11 protein-coding genes are annotated in these 17158 nt (G+C 40.4%); 4 read left to right on the forward strand and 7 right to left on the reverse strand.

Features of this window, described 5'->3' with window-relative positions; translation table 11 throughout:
* Window positions 1-2 precede the first annotated feature (2 nt).
* Together H8B21_RS12800 and H8B21_RS12805 are read left to right on the forward strand one after the other, a co-directional pair.
* Window positions 3-1265, forward strand: coding sequence for an aspartate kinase (locus tag H8B21_RS12800; RefSeq protein WP_190314174.1), 1263 nt, complete (start codon window positions 3-5; stop codon window positions 1263-1265).
* 12 nt (window positions 1266-1277) lie between these two features.
* Window positions 1278-2462, forward strand: coding sequence for a class I SAM-dependent methyltransferase (locus H8B21_RS12805; protein WP_190314175.1), 1185 nt, complete (start codon window positions 1278-1280; stop codon window positions 2460-2462).
* Between the two features lie 11 nt (window positions 2463-2473).
* On the opposite strand, the gene H8B21_RS12810 is transcribed toward H8B21_RS12805, so the two are convergent.
* The 5 genes from H8B21_RS12810 to H8B21_RS12830 all read right to left on the reverse strand — a co-directional run bounded on the left by H8B21_RS12810 (window position 2474) and on the right by H8B21_RS12830 (window position 9404).
* On the reverse strand, window positions 2474-3517 hold the full coding sequence (locus tag H8B21_RS12810; protein ID WP_190314176.1) for a ferredoxin--NADP reductase: 1044 nt from the start codon (window positions 3515-3517) through the stop codon (window positions 2474-2476).
* A gap of 115 nt (window positions 3518-3632) precedes the next feature.
* Entirely contained in the window at window positions 3633-6695 is a 3063-nt protein-coding gene (gene infB / locus H8B21_RS12815; protein WP_190314177.1) for a translation initiation factor IF-2, read from the reverse strand.
* Between the two features lie 107 nt (window positions 6696-6802).
* Window positions 6803-8041: a transcription termination factor NusA gene (nusA, locus tag H8B21_RS12820; protein WP_190314178.1), complete on the reverse strand. Its 1239-nt coding sequence runs from the start codon at window positions 8039-8041 to the stop codon at window positions 6803-6805.
* A 2-nt stretch (window positions 8042-8043) separates the two neighbouring features.
* Complete coding sequence (rimP, locus tag H8B21_RS12825; protein ID WP_190314179.1) at window positions 8044-8508, reverse strand: ribosome assembly cofactor RimP; 465 nt, start codon at window positions 8506-8508, stop codon at window positions 8044-8046.
* Between the two features lie 122 nt (window positions 8509-8630).
* Window positions 8631-9404 carry an XRE family transcriptional regulator gene (locus tag H8B21_RS12830; RefSeq protein WP_190314180.1) on the reverse strand — a complete coding sequence of 258 codons (774 nt, stop codon included), beginning with the start codon at window positions 9402-9404 and terminating at the stop codon, window positions 8631-8633.
* A 111-nt stretch (window positions 9405-9515) separates the two neighbouring features.
* On the opposite strand from H8B21_RS12830, the gene H8B21_RS12835 reads away from it, so the two are divergent.
* Window positions 9516-9845: a GIY-YIG nuclease family protein gene (locus H8B21_RS12835; protein WP_190314181.1), complete on the forward strand. Its 330-nt coding sequence runs from the start codon at window positions 9516-9518 to the stop codon at window positions 9843-9845.
* A gap of 66 nt (window positions 9846-9911) precedes the next feature.
* Here H8B21_RS12835 and H8B21_RS12840 read toward each other — a convergent pair whose 3' ends face one another.
* Window positions 9912-13061: a basic secretory protein-like protein gene (locus H8B21_RS12840; protein ID WP_223815016.1), complete on the reverse strand. Its 3150-nt coding sequence runs from the start codon at window positions 13059-13061 to the stop codon at window positions 9912-9914.
* A gap of 32 nt (window positions 13062-13093) precedes the next feature.
* A complete protein-coding gene (locus H8B21_RS12845; protein ID WP_190314182.1) occupies window positions 13094-15433 on the reverse strand; it encodes a transglycosylase domain-containing protein in 2340 nt (779 codons plus the stop codon).
* 226 nt (window positions 15434-15659) lie between these two features.
* Here H8B21_RS12845 and rpoN point away from each other — a divergent pair, with 226 nt between their 5' ends.
* Entirely contained in the window at window positions 15660-17123 is a 1464-nt protein-coding gene (rpoN, locus tag H8B21_RS12850; protein ID WP_190314183.1) for an RNA polymerase factor sigma-54, read from the forward strand.
* Window positions 17124-17158 lie beyond the last annotated feature (35 nt).

Below are 17158 nucleotides of genomic sequence, written 5' to 3' on the forward strand. Positions count from 1 at the left end.
TAATGCAAGTATTTAAATTTGGCGGAGCATCGGTAAAAGATGCGGACAGCATACGAAATGTAGCACATATTATTACAAAATATAAGAGGGGGGAATTACTCGTTGTAGTTTCTGCACTTGGCAAAACTACTAATGCGCTAACCGAAGTTACCCAACATTTTATTGACGAAACAGGACAAGCTTTTGGCCTGTTGGAAAAAATAAAAAATGCACACCAACAGATTTTAACGGATCTTTTTGGAACATCGCGTCATCCTATATTTGATGAAATTGCAAATTGCTTCGTAGAAATTGAATGGATATTGGAAGAAGAACCGCAAGATTCATATGACTACCTACATGACCAGATAGTCTCTACCGGCGAAATTGTTTCTTCCAAAATACTTGCGGCCTACTGTGTCCATACGGGGCTACCCATCAAATGGATAGATGCCCGTGACTACATTTTTACGGACAATACCTATCGGGAAGCGGAAGTAGACTGGCAAAAAACGGAAGATAAAATCCGCAGGGAGCTGCCTACGATACTCGATGAGCAAATTATTATCACACAGGGTTTCATCGGTTCCACCTCCGAAAACTTCACAACAACATTGGGTCGCGAAGGTTCCGACTACACTGCGGCTATATTCGCAGCCTGCCTACAGGCGGATAATGTGACTATATGGAAAGATGTACCAGGCGTGCTTAATGCAGATCCCAAATGGTTTAACCCGACGGAACTCATTCCAGAATTATCATACACTGATGCCATTGAGCTTACGTACTACGGCGCGACCGTTATTCACCCAAAGACAATTAAACCTTTACAGAATAAGAAAATTACATTGAATGTGCGTTCTTTTGTTCGTCCTGAAGAGCCGGGAACACTTATCCGCACGACGAATGACGGATTGCCTATACCCTCTTTTATTTTCAAGGTTAATCAGGTTTTCGTGAACATACAGCCTCGAGATTTTTCTTTTATTGTGGAGGATAACTTGAGCCATATATTCAACCTCTTCCATAGCCACCGTATCAAAATCAATATGATGCACAACAGTGCTATAAGCTTCTGTGTCAGCATCGATGATACCGGATCTAATGTGGCAACATTATTGGAAGAACTTGAAAAACGCTATAAGGTGAGTGTTGAAAAGGGCTTGGAACTTATTACTATTCGTTATTTCAATCAAGAGACCATCGACCGCGTATTGGTAAATAAAAAAATTATCCGAGAGCTTAAAGATAGCTATACTTGTCAATTATTAGTTAAGGATTTATAAGAATGATAAGTAATGAACAAAAACATTCTATCACCAGAAGTCCAGTCTTTTATCCGTCAGCATGCACACGAGAACGCAAGCGGTATCGCTTTGAAAAAAAGTCCGTTTGGACAGGTGTCGTCATCTGAGCTTGCCCAGCAGATAAACGGCTGGCAGAAAGTTAGCACTAAAATACCCGAATGGTTGGAACGAAGCAAAGTATTATATTTTCCCGAGAAACTGAATCTCGAGCAATCTTCTTCTGCGAGAACCGGAAAGTTTAAAGCCTCCCTCCTTTCACCGAACAGTAACGTGTTAGACTTAACGGGGGGATTTGGTGTAGACAGTTATTATTTCGCGAAACAGGCCAACAAGGTGTTACATTGTGAAATCAATCGGGAATTATCACAAATCGTAGCATACAACCTCGGCGAATTAGGCTTAAACAACATCCAATTCCACGCCGGAGACGGGATTGCTCTCTTGATCTCATCTCATGAGCGATATGATTACATTTATGCCGATCCCTCCCGAAGAGTGAAAAACCAAAAGGTTTTTCGTTTGGAGGATTGCGAGCCTAATATACTGGCCTCTCAATCGTTATTTTTCCAACACTCGGATATACTCGTTACCAAATTAGCCCCACTGCTCGATATCTCGGGGGCATTACACGTACTGCCAAATGTTAAAGACGTATATGTTATCAGTATAGAAAACGATTGTAAGGAATTGCTGTTCGTCCAAGAGAAATCCTTTCAGGGTATTCCCACTATTCACGCTGTGCGGCTATCGACAGAAGTACCACAGCTCTTCTCTTTTAATTATGTACAGGAAAAGGAAGCAGCTCCTGTATTCGGAGAACCCACAAACTTTTTATACGATCCCGATGTAGCTATTACAAAAGCTGGTGCTTTTAAGTCTATAGCTACCGTCTTCCATCTACAGAAACTACATCAGCACAGCCATCTGTATACTAGCTATGACCTCATTAGAGAATTCCCAGGACGCATCTTTCGTATCCATCGGGTGGTTTCATTTTCGGTTTTTAAAAAGAACGTTGATATTACAAAAGCTAATATCATTAGCAAAAACTTCCCATTAAAAGTAGAAGATCTCCGTAAGAAGTTCAAGATTAAAGAAGGCGGCGAGGACTATCTATATTTCACAACGCTATTTGACGATAGACATGTGGTTGTATATGGGAAGCGAGTTTTCTAATCTTATTTACCTCACATTACCTCAATCACGGTACCTTCTTCTAAAGGATGAGATACGCAAATTAAACAACGGCCATTTTCCACTTCCCTATCCGTCAGCACCTCGTTGTAATCCATACGCACACTGCCCATCGTACACTGTGATATACAAGTACTACACATACCAGATTTGCAGGAATATGGCAGCTTGATTTTATGCTCCAATCCCACATCTAATACTGTCTTATTGTACGGAATGGTTAAATCATATTCCTCTCCCTGAAAACGAAGTTTAATATCATAAGGAGTCATATCTATAGGTTCCTCTTCCTTTTCATCATCATCTTCTTCCTCTTCGGGGAAATGAAATGTTTCTTTCCTTATATGGCTATCCGGAATCCCCATACCCAACAAAGTAAAACGTACTAAGTCCATATAAAAAACGGGGCCACAAGTAAAAAACAATACGTTGCCGTGTTCTGGCATATGTTTCTGTACAATACGAAGAAGATACTCTCTATTTAGTCGTGCATGCAAAAGATTCTTTGAACTGGAAAATATCCATACAATTTCCAAACGGTCAGGATACTGCTTTTGCCAATCCAGCAATTCCTCGTAAAACACCGTGCTTTCCATTGACCTATTGCTATACACCAGAATTACTTTGGTTTTATCTTCTCTAACCAACACCGTTTTCAAAATAGAATAAAGCGGCGTTATTCCAACACCTGCAGCAAAAAGAAATACAGTACGTTCTATATCCTTTTGAGGCTCATAACAGAATAGCCCTTGCGGTTCCAATACGTCAATAATATCACCTATCCTTGTTTGGTGATGGAGCAGACGGGAAATCTCTCCATTGTCTACCCTTTTTACGGTAATGGCTAGCGGCTCATCTACATCAGGTGAGCTACTAAAGGAATAAGATCTCCTTACTTCTCTTTCTCCGAATGTGAAAGAGACAGTCAGAAATTGACCTGCTTTGGGTTTTGGGTAGTTGCCGAATAAGTCTTTAAATATTAACGTAACGGTATCATTGGGTTGATATATAATATTGGAAATCTCAAATTTGTGCATGTTATAAAAATAGCGTAATTCTTGAAACTAGACAAATAGATAGCACCTATAGGATATAAAAAATCCCGACAAAGCTTGCCGGGATTATATTATTAATACGTAATACGTAATACGATTAAAGTTTACGTTTAACTTCTACTTGCTCATAGGCTTCCACAATATCGCCCACTTGTATATCATTGAAGCGATCGATATTCAGTCCACATTCATACCCTTGTGATACTTCCTTGACATCGTCTTTAAAACGTTTCAATGAAGCTAATTTACCTGTATGGATAACAACACCATCCCGGATAACACGGATATCATTGTTACGGTTTATCTTACCTTCGCGAACCATACATCCGGCGATGGTACCCACTTTAGATATTTTGAATGTCTCACGGATTTCAACTTCTGCCACAATTTTCTCTTCAAATTTCGGCGCCAACATACCTTCCATTGCAGATTTCAATTCTTCGATTGCATCGTAAATAATAGAATACAAACGAATATCAATTTGCTCATGTTCTGCTAACTTCTTAGCACCTTGTGTTGGTCGCACCTGGAAACCGATGATAATGGCATCCGAAGCAGACGCCAATAGTACGTCAGACTCAGAAATAGCTCCCACTGATTTGTGTATAATATTTACCTGAATTTCATCAGTCGACAATTTCAATAGGGAGTCGGACAGTGCTTCAATCGAACCATCCACATCACCTTTGACGATAACATTCAGTTCTTTAAAATTACCGATAGCTAAACGACGGCCAATTTCATCCAACGTAATGTGTTTAGTAGCACGCATACCTTGCTCACGTTGCAATTGTAGGCGTTTGTTAGCTACCTGACGCGCTTCAGACTCACTTTCCATTACATAGAGTTTATCTCCCGCGGTCGGTGCGCCAGACATACCTAATATCTGTACAGGTACGGATGGCCCAGCTTCTTTCACACGTTCACCGCGCTCATTCGTAAGCGCTTTTACCTTACCAGAATGCGAACCTGCAAGGATCGGATCTCCAATACGCAGTGTACCGGCTTGTATCAATACTGTCGTAACGATACCCCTACCTTTATCTAAAGCTGATTCAATAACGGAACCAACAGCACGCTTTTTAGGGTCAGCTTTTAACTCCAATAATTCCGCCTCCAAAACAACCTTCTCTAATAATAAGTCGACGTTTTCTCCTGTTTTTGCTGATATTTCCTGTGCTTGATACTTGCCGCCCCAGTCTTCGACTAAGATGTTCATACCGGATAATTGCTCCCGTATTCTATCCGCGTTAGCGCCAGGTTTATCTACTTTTGTAAAAGCGAAAACAATCGGAACTCCAGCCGCTTGTGCATGGTTGATTGCTTCTTTCGTTTGTGGCATGACAGCATCATCCGCAGCAATAACGATAATAACAATATCCGTCACTTTCGCCCCACGTGCACGCATCGCTGTAAAAGCCTCATGACCCGGAGTATCCAAAAACGTAATTTTACGATCATCTTCTAACTTCACTGCATATGCACCGATGTGCTGTGTAATACCTCCGGCTTCACCTTTGGTTACATTCGCCTTACGAATATAATCTAATAAAGAAGTTTTACCATGGTCGACGTGCCCCATTACTGTTACAATCGGCGCACGAGGAATTAAGTTTGCCTCAGTATCCGGTTCTTCTAGTTCTGTAATTTCCTCATCCTCTGGCTTAATAAACTCTACTTGATATCCAAACTCTTCAGCAACGATCGATAAGGTTTCTGCATCTAGACGTTGATTGATCGACACAAACATCCCCAAACTCATACAGGTCGAGATGACTTGTGTTACTTGTACATCCATTAAGTTTGCGAGCTCATTCGCAGTTACAAACTCCGTAACGCGTAGGATTTTGGATTGTGCCGCTTCCTCCATTGCTGCCTCTTCCGCAGAAAGTGCTATATCATCACGCTTTTGTCTCCGTAATTTGGCACGTTGTGCAAATTTACCTGATTTACCAGCACCACTTAAACGGGCAAGCGTTGCCTTAATTTGATCTTGGATTTCTTTTTCTGAAGGTTCCTCTTTCGGCGTTTCCTGATGACGTCCTTTTCCTCTATGGTCATGACGCCCCTTTCCATGTCCTTGTTGTTGGCCTCCTTGTCCTTGCCTATAACCACCGGTTTGCTGTCCTCCAGCTTTATTGAAACCACCGCCGCGATTAGCATTACCTTCCCGGTTGGTATTAACGTTGCCTTCATTCGTGCCTCTTTGTCCGGCTACCGCATTTGGATTAATAGGCGTGTTCTTATTCGAACGTTTGCGTTTACGCTTGTTATCATTGCTATGCGAGGGCCCCGAAGACGAAGCAATGGGTTTACGCTCCACAGGAAGTTGAATTTTACCAACTACTTTAGGTCCGCTTAGTGTCTCCGAACGTGCACGTATCACATCTTTGTGAGATTCTTCGGATACAGCAGGTTTTTGTTCTTCTTTTACCGGAGGTTTAATTTCTTGATTTTCTTTATTCATGTTAGCCGTAGGCTCTGCTTTTATTTCTTGTTTTTGCTCCTCCTTCGGCTGCAGCTCCTCTTTGTCCTCTTGTTTAGGTTTAATTTCCTGTGCAGGTATTTCAGCTTTCGGCTGTTCCACAACAGGTTTAACCTCCTCCTCTTTCTTCACCTCCTGTTCAACAGGTTTGGTTTCTGATTCTACTGTCTTGGGGGATGTTTCTTGTGTTACTTCCTCTTTTTCAGACTCTTTCTTAGGTTTACCACGTTTAAGGCTATCTAAATCAATTTTTCCAACGACTTTTAAAGGACTGGAACTCTCCTCTTTTTCTTTAGCTGTTGGTTTTTCCTCTACGGGCTCTGTAGCTTCAGATGTCGGAGTAGAACCTGTATCCTTAATAAGAACTTCTTTAGAGGTTGTATTGTCTTCGTCTTGAATATCTTCTCTAGATTCCGTAGGATTCGCTCCACCTGTTCCAGCAGCCGACTCGTCACGACGAATTTTACCGATAACAATTTGTTTCGCTTCGTCTTTTACGATTTTGTCTCCTTGAAATTCTTTTAGAAGGACAGTATACATGTCTGGAGACAACTTAGTACTGGGTTTTGATTCTACATCAAACCCTTTTTTCACCAAGAAGTCAACAGCCGTACCTATCCCAATGTTAAGTTCTTTTGCTGCCTTTAGCAAGTTTATGCTTTTTCCTTCTGTCATCTAATATTTACCTTCTATAATTTTAATACTACAAAAATATGTTTTTTTACACTGAAAAAACAATTTCAGCTCAATTGTTTTTTCAGTATACGGATACGGTGAAACCCTTATTCAAACTCGGATTCGAGGATACGAAGAATCTCCTGTATAGTATCCTCCTCCAAGTCAGTACGTCTCACTAGCTCTGCTTCTGTCAATGCTAAAACTGATTTCGCTGTATCAAGTCCAACGCGTTTCAATTCGTCGATGATCCAGCTATCAATCTCATCTGCAAATTCTTCGATGTCCACATCCTCCTCTACTTCATCATTTTCTCTGTATACATCAATTTCATAACCTGTCAATTTACCAGCGAGTTTAATATTATGTCCGCCCCGACCAATAGCCAATGACACTTGATCTGGTTTAAGGTAAACAGCTGCCGTTTTGTTATCATCGTCAATTTTAATGGAAGAGATACGTGCAGGACTTAAAGCACGTGTGATATACAACGTGTTGTTTGATGTATAATTGATCACATCAATATTTTCATTCCGCAATTCCCTCACAATGCCGTGTATACGAGAACCTTTCATACCCACACAAGCTCCTACAGGATCTATACGATCATCATAAGATTCCACAGCAACTTTTGCTCTCTCTCCTGGTTCACGAACAATCTTCTTAATGGTGATGAGTCCATCAAAAATTTCCGGCACCTCCAATTCGAATAAACGTTGCAAAAATTCAGGGGCAGTACGTGAGATGATGATCTTTGGATTACTGTTCATCATATCAACTTTGAGTACTACGGCACGGATGCTATCACCTTTTTTAAAATAGTCTGCCGGGATCTGCTCGGTTTTAGGAAGAATCAGTTCGTTTCCGTCCTCATCCAATACCAAGATTTCTTTCTTCCAGATCTGATAAACCTCACCTATCACCAATTCCCCCTCGCGATCTTTATATTTCTTAAAGACTTCGTCTTTTTCCAATTCTAATATTTTCGAAACCAGTGTCTGACGAGCCGCCAAAATAGCTCTCCTACCAAAGCTTTCCAATGTAATTTGTTCAATATATTCGTCGCCAACTTCCAAATCTGGATCGTATTGATGTACATCAGACAATTCGATTTCCAAATCATCATCTTCGGAAAACCCGTCTTCCATTACCACACGCGTTCTCCAAATTTCCAAGTCCCCATTATCAGGGTTTACAATCACATCCACGTTCTCATCTGTGCCAAAGCGCTTACGTATCATACTACGAAACACCTCTTCCAATACCGTAATCACGGTCGGACGATCGATATTTTTAAATTCCTTGAACTCTTGGAAAGAGTCTATCAAATTGATATTGCTGCTCATTTTTATTTAAATGAAATTAACACCTTTGTTTCTGTTATATTATCTAATGGAATCTCAGCATCCTCTACGATGGCTTTCTTCCCCTTTTCTTTTTTTACTTCTTCTATCACGATGCTTTTATCGTTCACTGCAATCAGTTTCCCTTCTCTTTTTTCTCCCTCGACACCCTTTATCCGAACGCTTCGTCCAATATTCTTTTGATATTGTCTATGCAACAGCAGCGGAGTATCAATACCCGGCGAGGAAACCTCTAAACGATACGCACGATCAATCGCGTCCTCTTCTTCTAAATGAAAACCCACGTGGCGGCTAATTTGAACACAATCCTCAATCGCTATTCCATTATCTCCGTCCATCAATATCTCCAGAAGTCCGTTATTGTGCATTTTAATCCGCACAACAAACAAATCCTCCCGATCAGCTATCTTTTCTTCTATTAGTTCGCGTACTCTTCCTTCTATTTGCATACCCTATTTCGATAGGTAAATTAAACTTTTCGATAAGTGAATTAAAAAAGGGGGCATACCATGCCCCCTCTTATTCAGATTGTACAAAGATACAACTATTATTTTAAATAAACAAATGGGGTTTATTTGTTATCTACTACTGATTTTATCGTCTTCTGCATCTGCGCCATCATCGACGTCAGCGTTTCCATTGTAGGCTCCGGACTTGGTTCAGGAAGTTCCGTACTGATAAACGCTTTTGCTTTCCACACTTCAATAATATCTTCTGTATTTACCCAATACGGTTCATATGTTTTATTATCCGAAACAAGCTTTAATCCTTTTTCCTCTTTAAACTTGTATGCGACACGTTTGTATACTACACCATCCTCTTTGGAAACCACAACATAAGTTTGATTAGGTTTGATATCATGCCAATTTTCGATATACTCTCCAATAATAATACTTCCCGATGGCAGCGGCAACATGGAATCACCCTTGATTTCGAATGCGCGATACGTCCCTTGGTTGAACATGGGAAGTGAAAATTTCGGTAATTCCGCAACATATTCCGGATCTCCATATCCATTTAAATAACCTGCACTGGCTTTTACAGGCACCAATTCAATATTCTCTCTCTCATCTCCGTCTACAGTTATACTCAACACCCGCAAATTAGACGCATTACTTTTGGGCTGAGGCCGCCATTTTTCATCAATAACGTCATTAGCCAGCTCATCCATTGTCAGATCATAGAACTGTGCTATTTTTCTTAGTAGCTCGTACTTCGGTTCGGCTCGATCCTCTTCATAAGCGCCTACAGAAGCCCTTTTTATCTCTAGTGCATCAGCAAATTGCTGTTGCGTTAAACCTTTTTTCTTTCTTAAAAACTTAAGATTTGATGCAATATTTGACATATTTTCTTAAAAAATTTTTATTTACTAATATAATTAGTATTATTGTGCCAATAAAATTAGTAATTAATATTCATACAACCAAATTTATTAGTACACAACATCAATTGACGCATGGAATCACATATTGTATATATTGTTACAGATAGTAACCGCGCATACTTAGAGGTCGGGTATTGCACCGATATACTTAATCGTTTACGGGAGATACATAATACATCGTCGGTCTTATTTGGCGGTTCACCTAAACTAAACAATGTAGTTTATGTAGAGGCCTTCGAAAGCCAAGAAAAAGCACTCTGTTATCACGATACATTGCGAAACTTTACGAGGATGCAACGGGAAAAGCTTATCCGTTTAAAAAACCCAAATTGGCTCAATCTTAATGCCTCTACAACCTATAGAGACAAGATCGATAATAAAAAAGTCGTTGTTTATGCTTAAAGCATAAACAACGACCTTTAACAACCTTCCTTAAACACTAATCTAACTCCACCTCTTTTTATTGGACTACCAGCCCGGCATGAAGTTTAATCCGAATGTACCGAATTTGGTTCTTGACGACACAAATGGTATCGCATAATAAGGTTCTAGAATCATGGCTCCAAATAAATTTACACGCATAGATATACCCGCGCTAAATACCGGCACGCGGTAGTTCCTGTCATAACCATATACGGGAAGTCCGTTTTGATCCACTAAGGGGGTACCGTCTGGATTATATTGCTGTACAAGTGGTTTTTTATCCGGATTGCTTACAATTTTATTACCGTTATTCCATGCTAAACCCGCATCAAAGAAGAGATTAAGGTCAGAAAACAATAAGCCGGATTTTATCGTGGCAAGTTTTTCTGGACCTGTGAACGGTAAGCGCACCTCGAAGTTGCCTACCAATACCCTAGATCCCATTAAGTCATCAAAGGAAATATTTCCTACGCGGTCACGGCTCAGATTATCATAACCTCGTACGAAAAATGGATAACCAATATAGTTGCCACGTAAACGGTTCTCGTCATCACCTGAACGGATATAGGAGTAGGCACGTGCAGCTATTGTCACGGGCCTAAAGCGTAAGTAGCGTCGTAAATCGACGTTATACACTTGCATGTTGATGTCACCGAAATATTGTCCGGCAGACAACCGATAGCGAAACCCTTGTAATGGAGCCGTCAAACCAAATATCGAGTTGTCTCCAACAAATGAGGCGCTAACCTGTTGCATCATCAACGGATCCATACTAAATCCAAGTAATCTAGATGCTTCTTCATTCGATAGCTTTTGACGATCTACAAAACCGCCGAAGAAACTAAGGCTTTGACTCCATTTTTCCGCACTATAGCCATAACGCGCAAGAGCACCACCGATCTCGAAACGATGATACCTATTAAATGGATAAGCTACAAAAGCGTCAAGTTGGGTCTCAAACTGGCGGATAATGTAGTCACTCAGTACCATCTCCTCACCACGTCCTAAATTTTCTCTTTCATACATCCGGAATCCACTGCGATAAGGGATATGTGAAAACGAACCGCCCCAATTCCAGCGGCTTCGCTGGTTTACATAAGCCACCTGTCCACCAAAATCCTGTACTTCCCCATTTATATTCAAGGTAGAGTAAATTTGGTTGTAACCGAGAATATCCGAGAAAATACCAAAAATACCACCTGCCATTCCCGCCCCGTAGCGCGTACCCACGGTCATCCCAACGCCCGAATTGGCTAGATAATCCAACTTGAATTTTGAACGGTAAGGAACCGGTCTTATCAGCGCAGTATCAATCCGCCGATAGGCATTGAAGTTCTGTAAGTTTGTATTGACAACATTGACCCCGCGATCTACATTAGGTGGCAACATCGCCGCCGTAAAATCGACCGCATACGCATCTATCACTTCCGGCTCAAAATCAGATGCGTTTGCTTTATAGATACTGTATTGGTTCCCTTTAAAATAAGAGTACACAATATCATCATTGCTCGATATACTCATTGCGGGCGAATATTCTGTGATACCGCTAATACCCGTAAAATAGTCGGTAAGCCGCTCCACAGTTACCTCCTTCAGTGAATAACGAAACATGTTACGATAGCCGTCACCATTGGATAGGAAGTAAATATAAGTGCCATCACCCGAGAAATGTGGATTTAAATTGTTTGCTCCGGGGAAAATATCGATGGTTCTAACTTCCTTAGTAGCCACGTCGATCATCGCCATTCCCATAGGAATATCAACTGAACGGGAAGCATTTTCCAACGACATCCTGTCCGTGCTGAAAACAATCGTTTTTCCGTCGGGCGAAAAACTTGGCTGGAAATCGGAATACTTATCATTCGTCAATTGCTCCAGTTCTTTTGTTTTGAAGTTATAGATATAAATATCACTCTGCCCTTCTTTCAACCCCGAAAATGCTACACGGTCGCCGTCGGGAGCAAAGTTGATGTTTGTAAATTCCACAATATCCCCCATCGCCTCGAGAGCAACTGTTCTTCCGGTCTGTACATCAATGATCATTAATTTATTCTTCCCTTCGCTAAACACACTGAAAGCAAAATATCGACTATCGGCCGAAAAATCTCCTGCTGATTCAAGATAACTGAACTCATCTATATCCGCATTGGTTGTTCGACTTCCCAACTTCCTTAGAATCTTCCCTGTTTGCGCATCCGCTAAAAAGAGATCAATGCCGAAGAGATCTTTTTCCGACATAAATGCAACTAAGCGTCCGTCAGGCGAAATTGCAGGCGCTACGTTCATACGACCTGCATTCTTTGGTGTAATCAACGCGTGACCAATAGGTCGGGAAGTTGTATCTTTATTTAGCGATTTAAAGGTAGATTCCATTGTGTTTCGCCATAAAGTTGACATGGTTTGTGCATCATACCCAAAAACACGACGTATCCCCATCTCGTAGCCATATTTTGCAGTCTCCATAAACATCGGCATAATAACTGTGTCTCCATATGTAGCCCCAATAAATGCTAAAAATGCTTGGCCATAACGGTAAGGGAAATAATTATAGGATTGTTCTGTCAGTTGCTTTAACGATGGTATATCATTACGAGCATATGCATCCCGCATCCACATCGCAGTAAAAGCATCTTTTTTTCCAATAGATAGATACTCCGCCATTCCTTCCACCATCCATAAAGGAATATTCCCGACATTTTCCAAACGTGTTGTATCCCTTCCTTCCATTAACATGCGGAATTGGAAAGCATGAACCATCTCGTGTCCTAATACGTGTCTCGTTTGATGGTTAATTTGCATGATTGGCATCACCACACGCTGCTTGAACGCTTCCGTCACACCTCCCGTACCAACAGATATTTCACCGGATATGGCAGTCGTTTGTTGAAATTCTGGGTGATTGTTATAAATAATAAGCGGGTTTTTACGCAAAAACGTATCTTGAAAGACTTGTTGATGCATATTATACCATACCTCGGATTCTTTCGCCAGCCAAGTTATCACACTGTCGTTTTTAAGATAGCTGTACATTTCAAAATGAGGGGTTTCTTTCACATTGAAATCTAACTTCTTATAACGCATTTTATTTTGCCCGAAATATTGCGCAGAGGCTATATTAGATGTAGCCAATAGTAATAACATCGCAATGACCAGCTGTTGAACGCTCACTAAACAACGTTTGTCTTTTATGCTCATAATTAAAGATTAGTCTCCTTCAAAAATACAAATTATCTTTCTATTTCATTTATATCCGTCCTGTCTGATGCTTCTGCTTCCGGCAATGTCAACAAACTTTCTACATTTTCGTTTTCTGAATCTAATTCCACCGCTGTACTATCACTTGGCACCTCTATTCGTATTCGTGGGCTTGGACAATTATATTTTTTCTTAATCTCTACTTTGGGATCTGGGAATTTACCTTTTGTAACACCTAATTCCGGATGCTTATATAGCTCCTCCATGAACGTAGCATAAATAGGCAAAGCTGTTTTAGACCCTTCCCCTGTTTGAGAACTTTTAAAGCGGATGCTTTGTTCATCACATCCTACCCAGACCCCCGCAACTAAGTCTTTTGTCACTCCCATATACCATCCGTCAACGTAGTCAGACGACGTACCTGTTTTCCCTCCAATTTCATTTTCATTACCGAAAAGATCCCATTCCCATAATGCCTGCGAAGTTCCCTCCGGCTCTTCTATCGTCCCGCGCAGCATATATGTCATTAACCACGCATTTTCAGGGTCTACGACTTGCTTCTCCTTCGTTTTGAACGATGCTATCAGTTGCCCTTCATTATCATAAATTTGGGATACCAGAATCGGTTCTACCCGTTTGCCCTCATTCATAAACGTCGCATAAGCATTCACCATTTCAAACACCGATACGTCGTTTGAGCCTAGTCCTACTGATGGAACAGATTCCAAATGGCTCTCGATTCCGCAACGGTGTGCTGTTTCTACAATTTTATCCCAACCTACATCCTTTGTTATTTGCGCTGTTATTGTATTTAAAGAACGAGCCATTGCCCAACGAAGCGACATGTTGCGATAAGAAAAACTCCAATCCGCATTTTTGGGCTCCCACACCTCTTTTTCACCCTGTTTATTGACAAAATCCAACCGCACTGGCTTATCTTCATATTTGTCACACGGCTCCATCCCATTTTCGAGTGCTGTCAAATAAACGAAAGGCTTAAAAGTAGAACCTGCTTGTCGTTTTGCCTGATTTACGTGGTCAAATTTATAATAACGGTGGTTAATACCTCCTACCCACACCTTAATTTCCCCATTATACGGATCCATCGCCATAACCCCTGTGTTTAACATACTTACATAATGTTTCAAAGAGTCCATTGTAGACATTTCTACGTCCTTATCACCTTCCCACGTAAAAACTGTCATTTTCCTAGGCTCCCGCATTATTTGGAATACTTTTTCTTCATCATCGTTATATTGCTCCATTAACGACGTAAATATGGGTAACTTTCTAGCCTTATCTTCTAGAAAACCAGGAATTACCGAACCACTTTTATCCCGCCACGGTTCTTCGTTTCTCCAAGTGTTGTCTAAACGTTGTTGCAATCCGTTCATCTGTTTAGATACCGTTTCTTCTGCCAATTGCTGCATACGGGAGTCGATTGTTGTATAGATCTTTAAACCGGCTGTGTAAATATCTATATCATGTTCCTCACTCCATTTTTCAAGCCATTTTTCCACAGCCGTCCGTAGGTACGAATCATTCGTTCCACCTCGCTCCGGATTATTCACATTCAAGTCTAACGGTTCTTTAGAAAAAGAAATATATTGTTCTTCATTAATATATCCCTCCTTTTGCATTTGTCTCAAAACCACATTTCTGCGTTCTTTTGATTTATCTGGATTACGGATAGGATTATAAAGCGTTGTCCCTTTTAACATTCCAATCAGTACAGCTGCCTCCGCAGCAGACAATTGATTAGGTTGCTTATTGAAATATCGTAGTGAAGCGGACTTAATACCGTAAGCGTTATTGCTAAACGAAACGGTATTTAGATACATCGTAATGATTTGTTTTTTTTCGTATTTACTTTCCAGTTTGTAAGCGGTCATCCACTCTTTAAATTTTGTCACGCCCATGCGTACTCCAGGAATGCGACCAAGCAACCCCTGAGACTGGTTATATCTTGTTCGATATAGGTTCTTGGCAAGTTGTTGCGTAATGGTACTCCCTCCCCGCTTGTCTCCCCTCAATGTGGATATCGCGCTGGAAAACAGCCCTATAAAATCTACCCCATTATGTTTGTAGAAACGAACATCTTCTGTGGCAATAAGGGCGTTTAATATATTTTCTGAAATACTATCATAGCCAACTGGATCTCTATCCTCCTCAAAATACCGACCTATCAGGACAGAGTCTGCAGTATATAACTCCGAAGAAATATTAAGTGTTGGCAGAACAATGTCTTTTTTAGTAGGTGAATACCCAAATAGCCACAAGAAGTTTAGCTGAACAGCACATACCAATACAATAAGGCTATAAACCGCTATCAAAACGTAACGGACGACTTTGTTTTTAACCCTTTTAAACATATCGTAAATATGGAAATTGTTTTTCTAAAAACAGCTATGCAAGGCAAAAAAACAGGTTATGGTTTTTGAAATTAACGTATTTTAACATTTGATATATACACGTAAATTTCACATCGATAACAAATCCTCCCTCAATAATTATACCTATTTTAGGCACACGCAACACAGGTCACTTTAGTTTTCTGATTTATTTAAGTATTTTTACCCCTGCAAAAGAAGCTAAAGCATGTTAAAACAAACATTACAGCAAAAATTATTACAGAAACTCTCCCCGCAACAAATTCAATTTATAAAACTGTTGCAGGTACCTACTGTTTCTCTGGATGCGCGCATTAAAGAGGAATTAGAGGAAAACCCTGCTTTAGAGGATGGGAGTTTAACCAATATGAATGATCCAGTTGAGGAATATCCAGACCATGATCCCGACGATAATTTCGAAAGTCAGGATAACGATTTTGATGAGGAATTCAGTGTAGACGAATATATACAGGAAGATGACTATAATGATTATTCAACCAATTACGGAAGTGATGACGACGACGACCGAAAAGAGATCCCGATAGCTGTTCAGGATTCATTCTTCGAATCTTTACAGAACCAACTGGATTTACTTGCTTTATCAGATAAAGATTATCTCATTGGACAACAGATTATCGGTAGTTTAGACGATGATGGCTATTTAAGACGTCCTATCCTCTCGCTGATTGACGACCTCGCTTTTTCACAAAATGTAATTGCAGAAGAAGCAGAAGTAGAGGCTATACTGAAAGTGATCCAAGATTTTGAGCCCGCTGGTATAGGCGCACGAGATTTACAAGAATGCTTACTTATACAATTACGTAAAAAGGATCAAAACAACCCTATTATTAATCAAGCTATTAAAGTTGTTGAAAATTACCTCGATGAGTTTACCAAAAAACATTATGACAAGATAGAAAAGCAATTGGGGGTAAATTCGGAAGAGCTTAAGGATATCATCAACGAGATTCTTAAATTAAATCCAAAACCGGGAGACTCCGGTGCTTCGGCAGGTAAACAACTTCATATTATTCCGGATTTCCATATCACGAACAACGATGGCACGCTCCATCTAACACTCAACGGAAGAAACGCCCCGGAGCTGCGTGTATCTCGCTCTTATCAGGAAATGTTTGAGCACTATGAAAAAGCTGAAAAGACGGATAAAAAAATGAAAGAGGCCGTACAGTTTGTCAAGCAAAAACTGGATTCTGCCAAGTGGTTTATAGACGCTATCAAGCAACGGCAACAGACGCTGTTGAAAACCATGAATGCTATCATGGAATATCAGTATGATTATTTTCTTACGGGGGATGAACGACTCCTTAAACCTATGATACTAAAGGATATAGCAGACAAGATTGAAATGGATATTTCAACAGTATCGCGTGTTGCCAATTCCAAATATGTACAGACTGAATTTGGAACTTTTCTATTAAAATCTTTCTTTTCTGAAGCTATCCAAACGGATTCAGGTGAAGAGGTTTCCAATAAAGAGGTAAAGAAAATATTAGAAGAATGCATTGCCAATGAGGATAAGCGCAAGCCATTAGCAGATGAAAAACTGACAGAAATTCTAAAAGAAAAAGGATACACCATTGCACGACGCACCGTTGCCAAATATCGGGAAGCAATGAACATCCCGGTCGCAAGATTAAGAAAGGAGCTTTAAGCTCCTTTTGTTTTTAAAACCATTCGCAACAATTT

Origin of the sequence: Sphingobacterium chuzhouense, assembly GCF_014692525.1 — a bacterium.
In the GTDB taxonomy this organism is placed as follows: domain Bacteria; phylum Bacteroidota; class Bacteroidia; order Sphingobacteriales; family Sphingobacteriaceae; genus Sphingobacterium; species Sphingobacterium chuzhouense.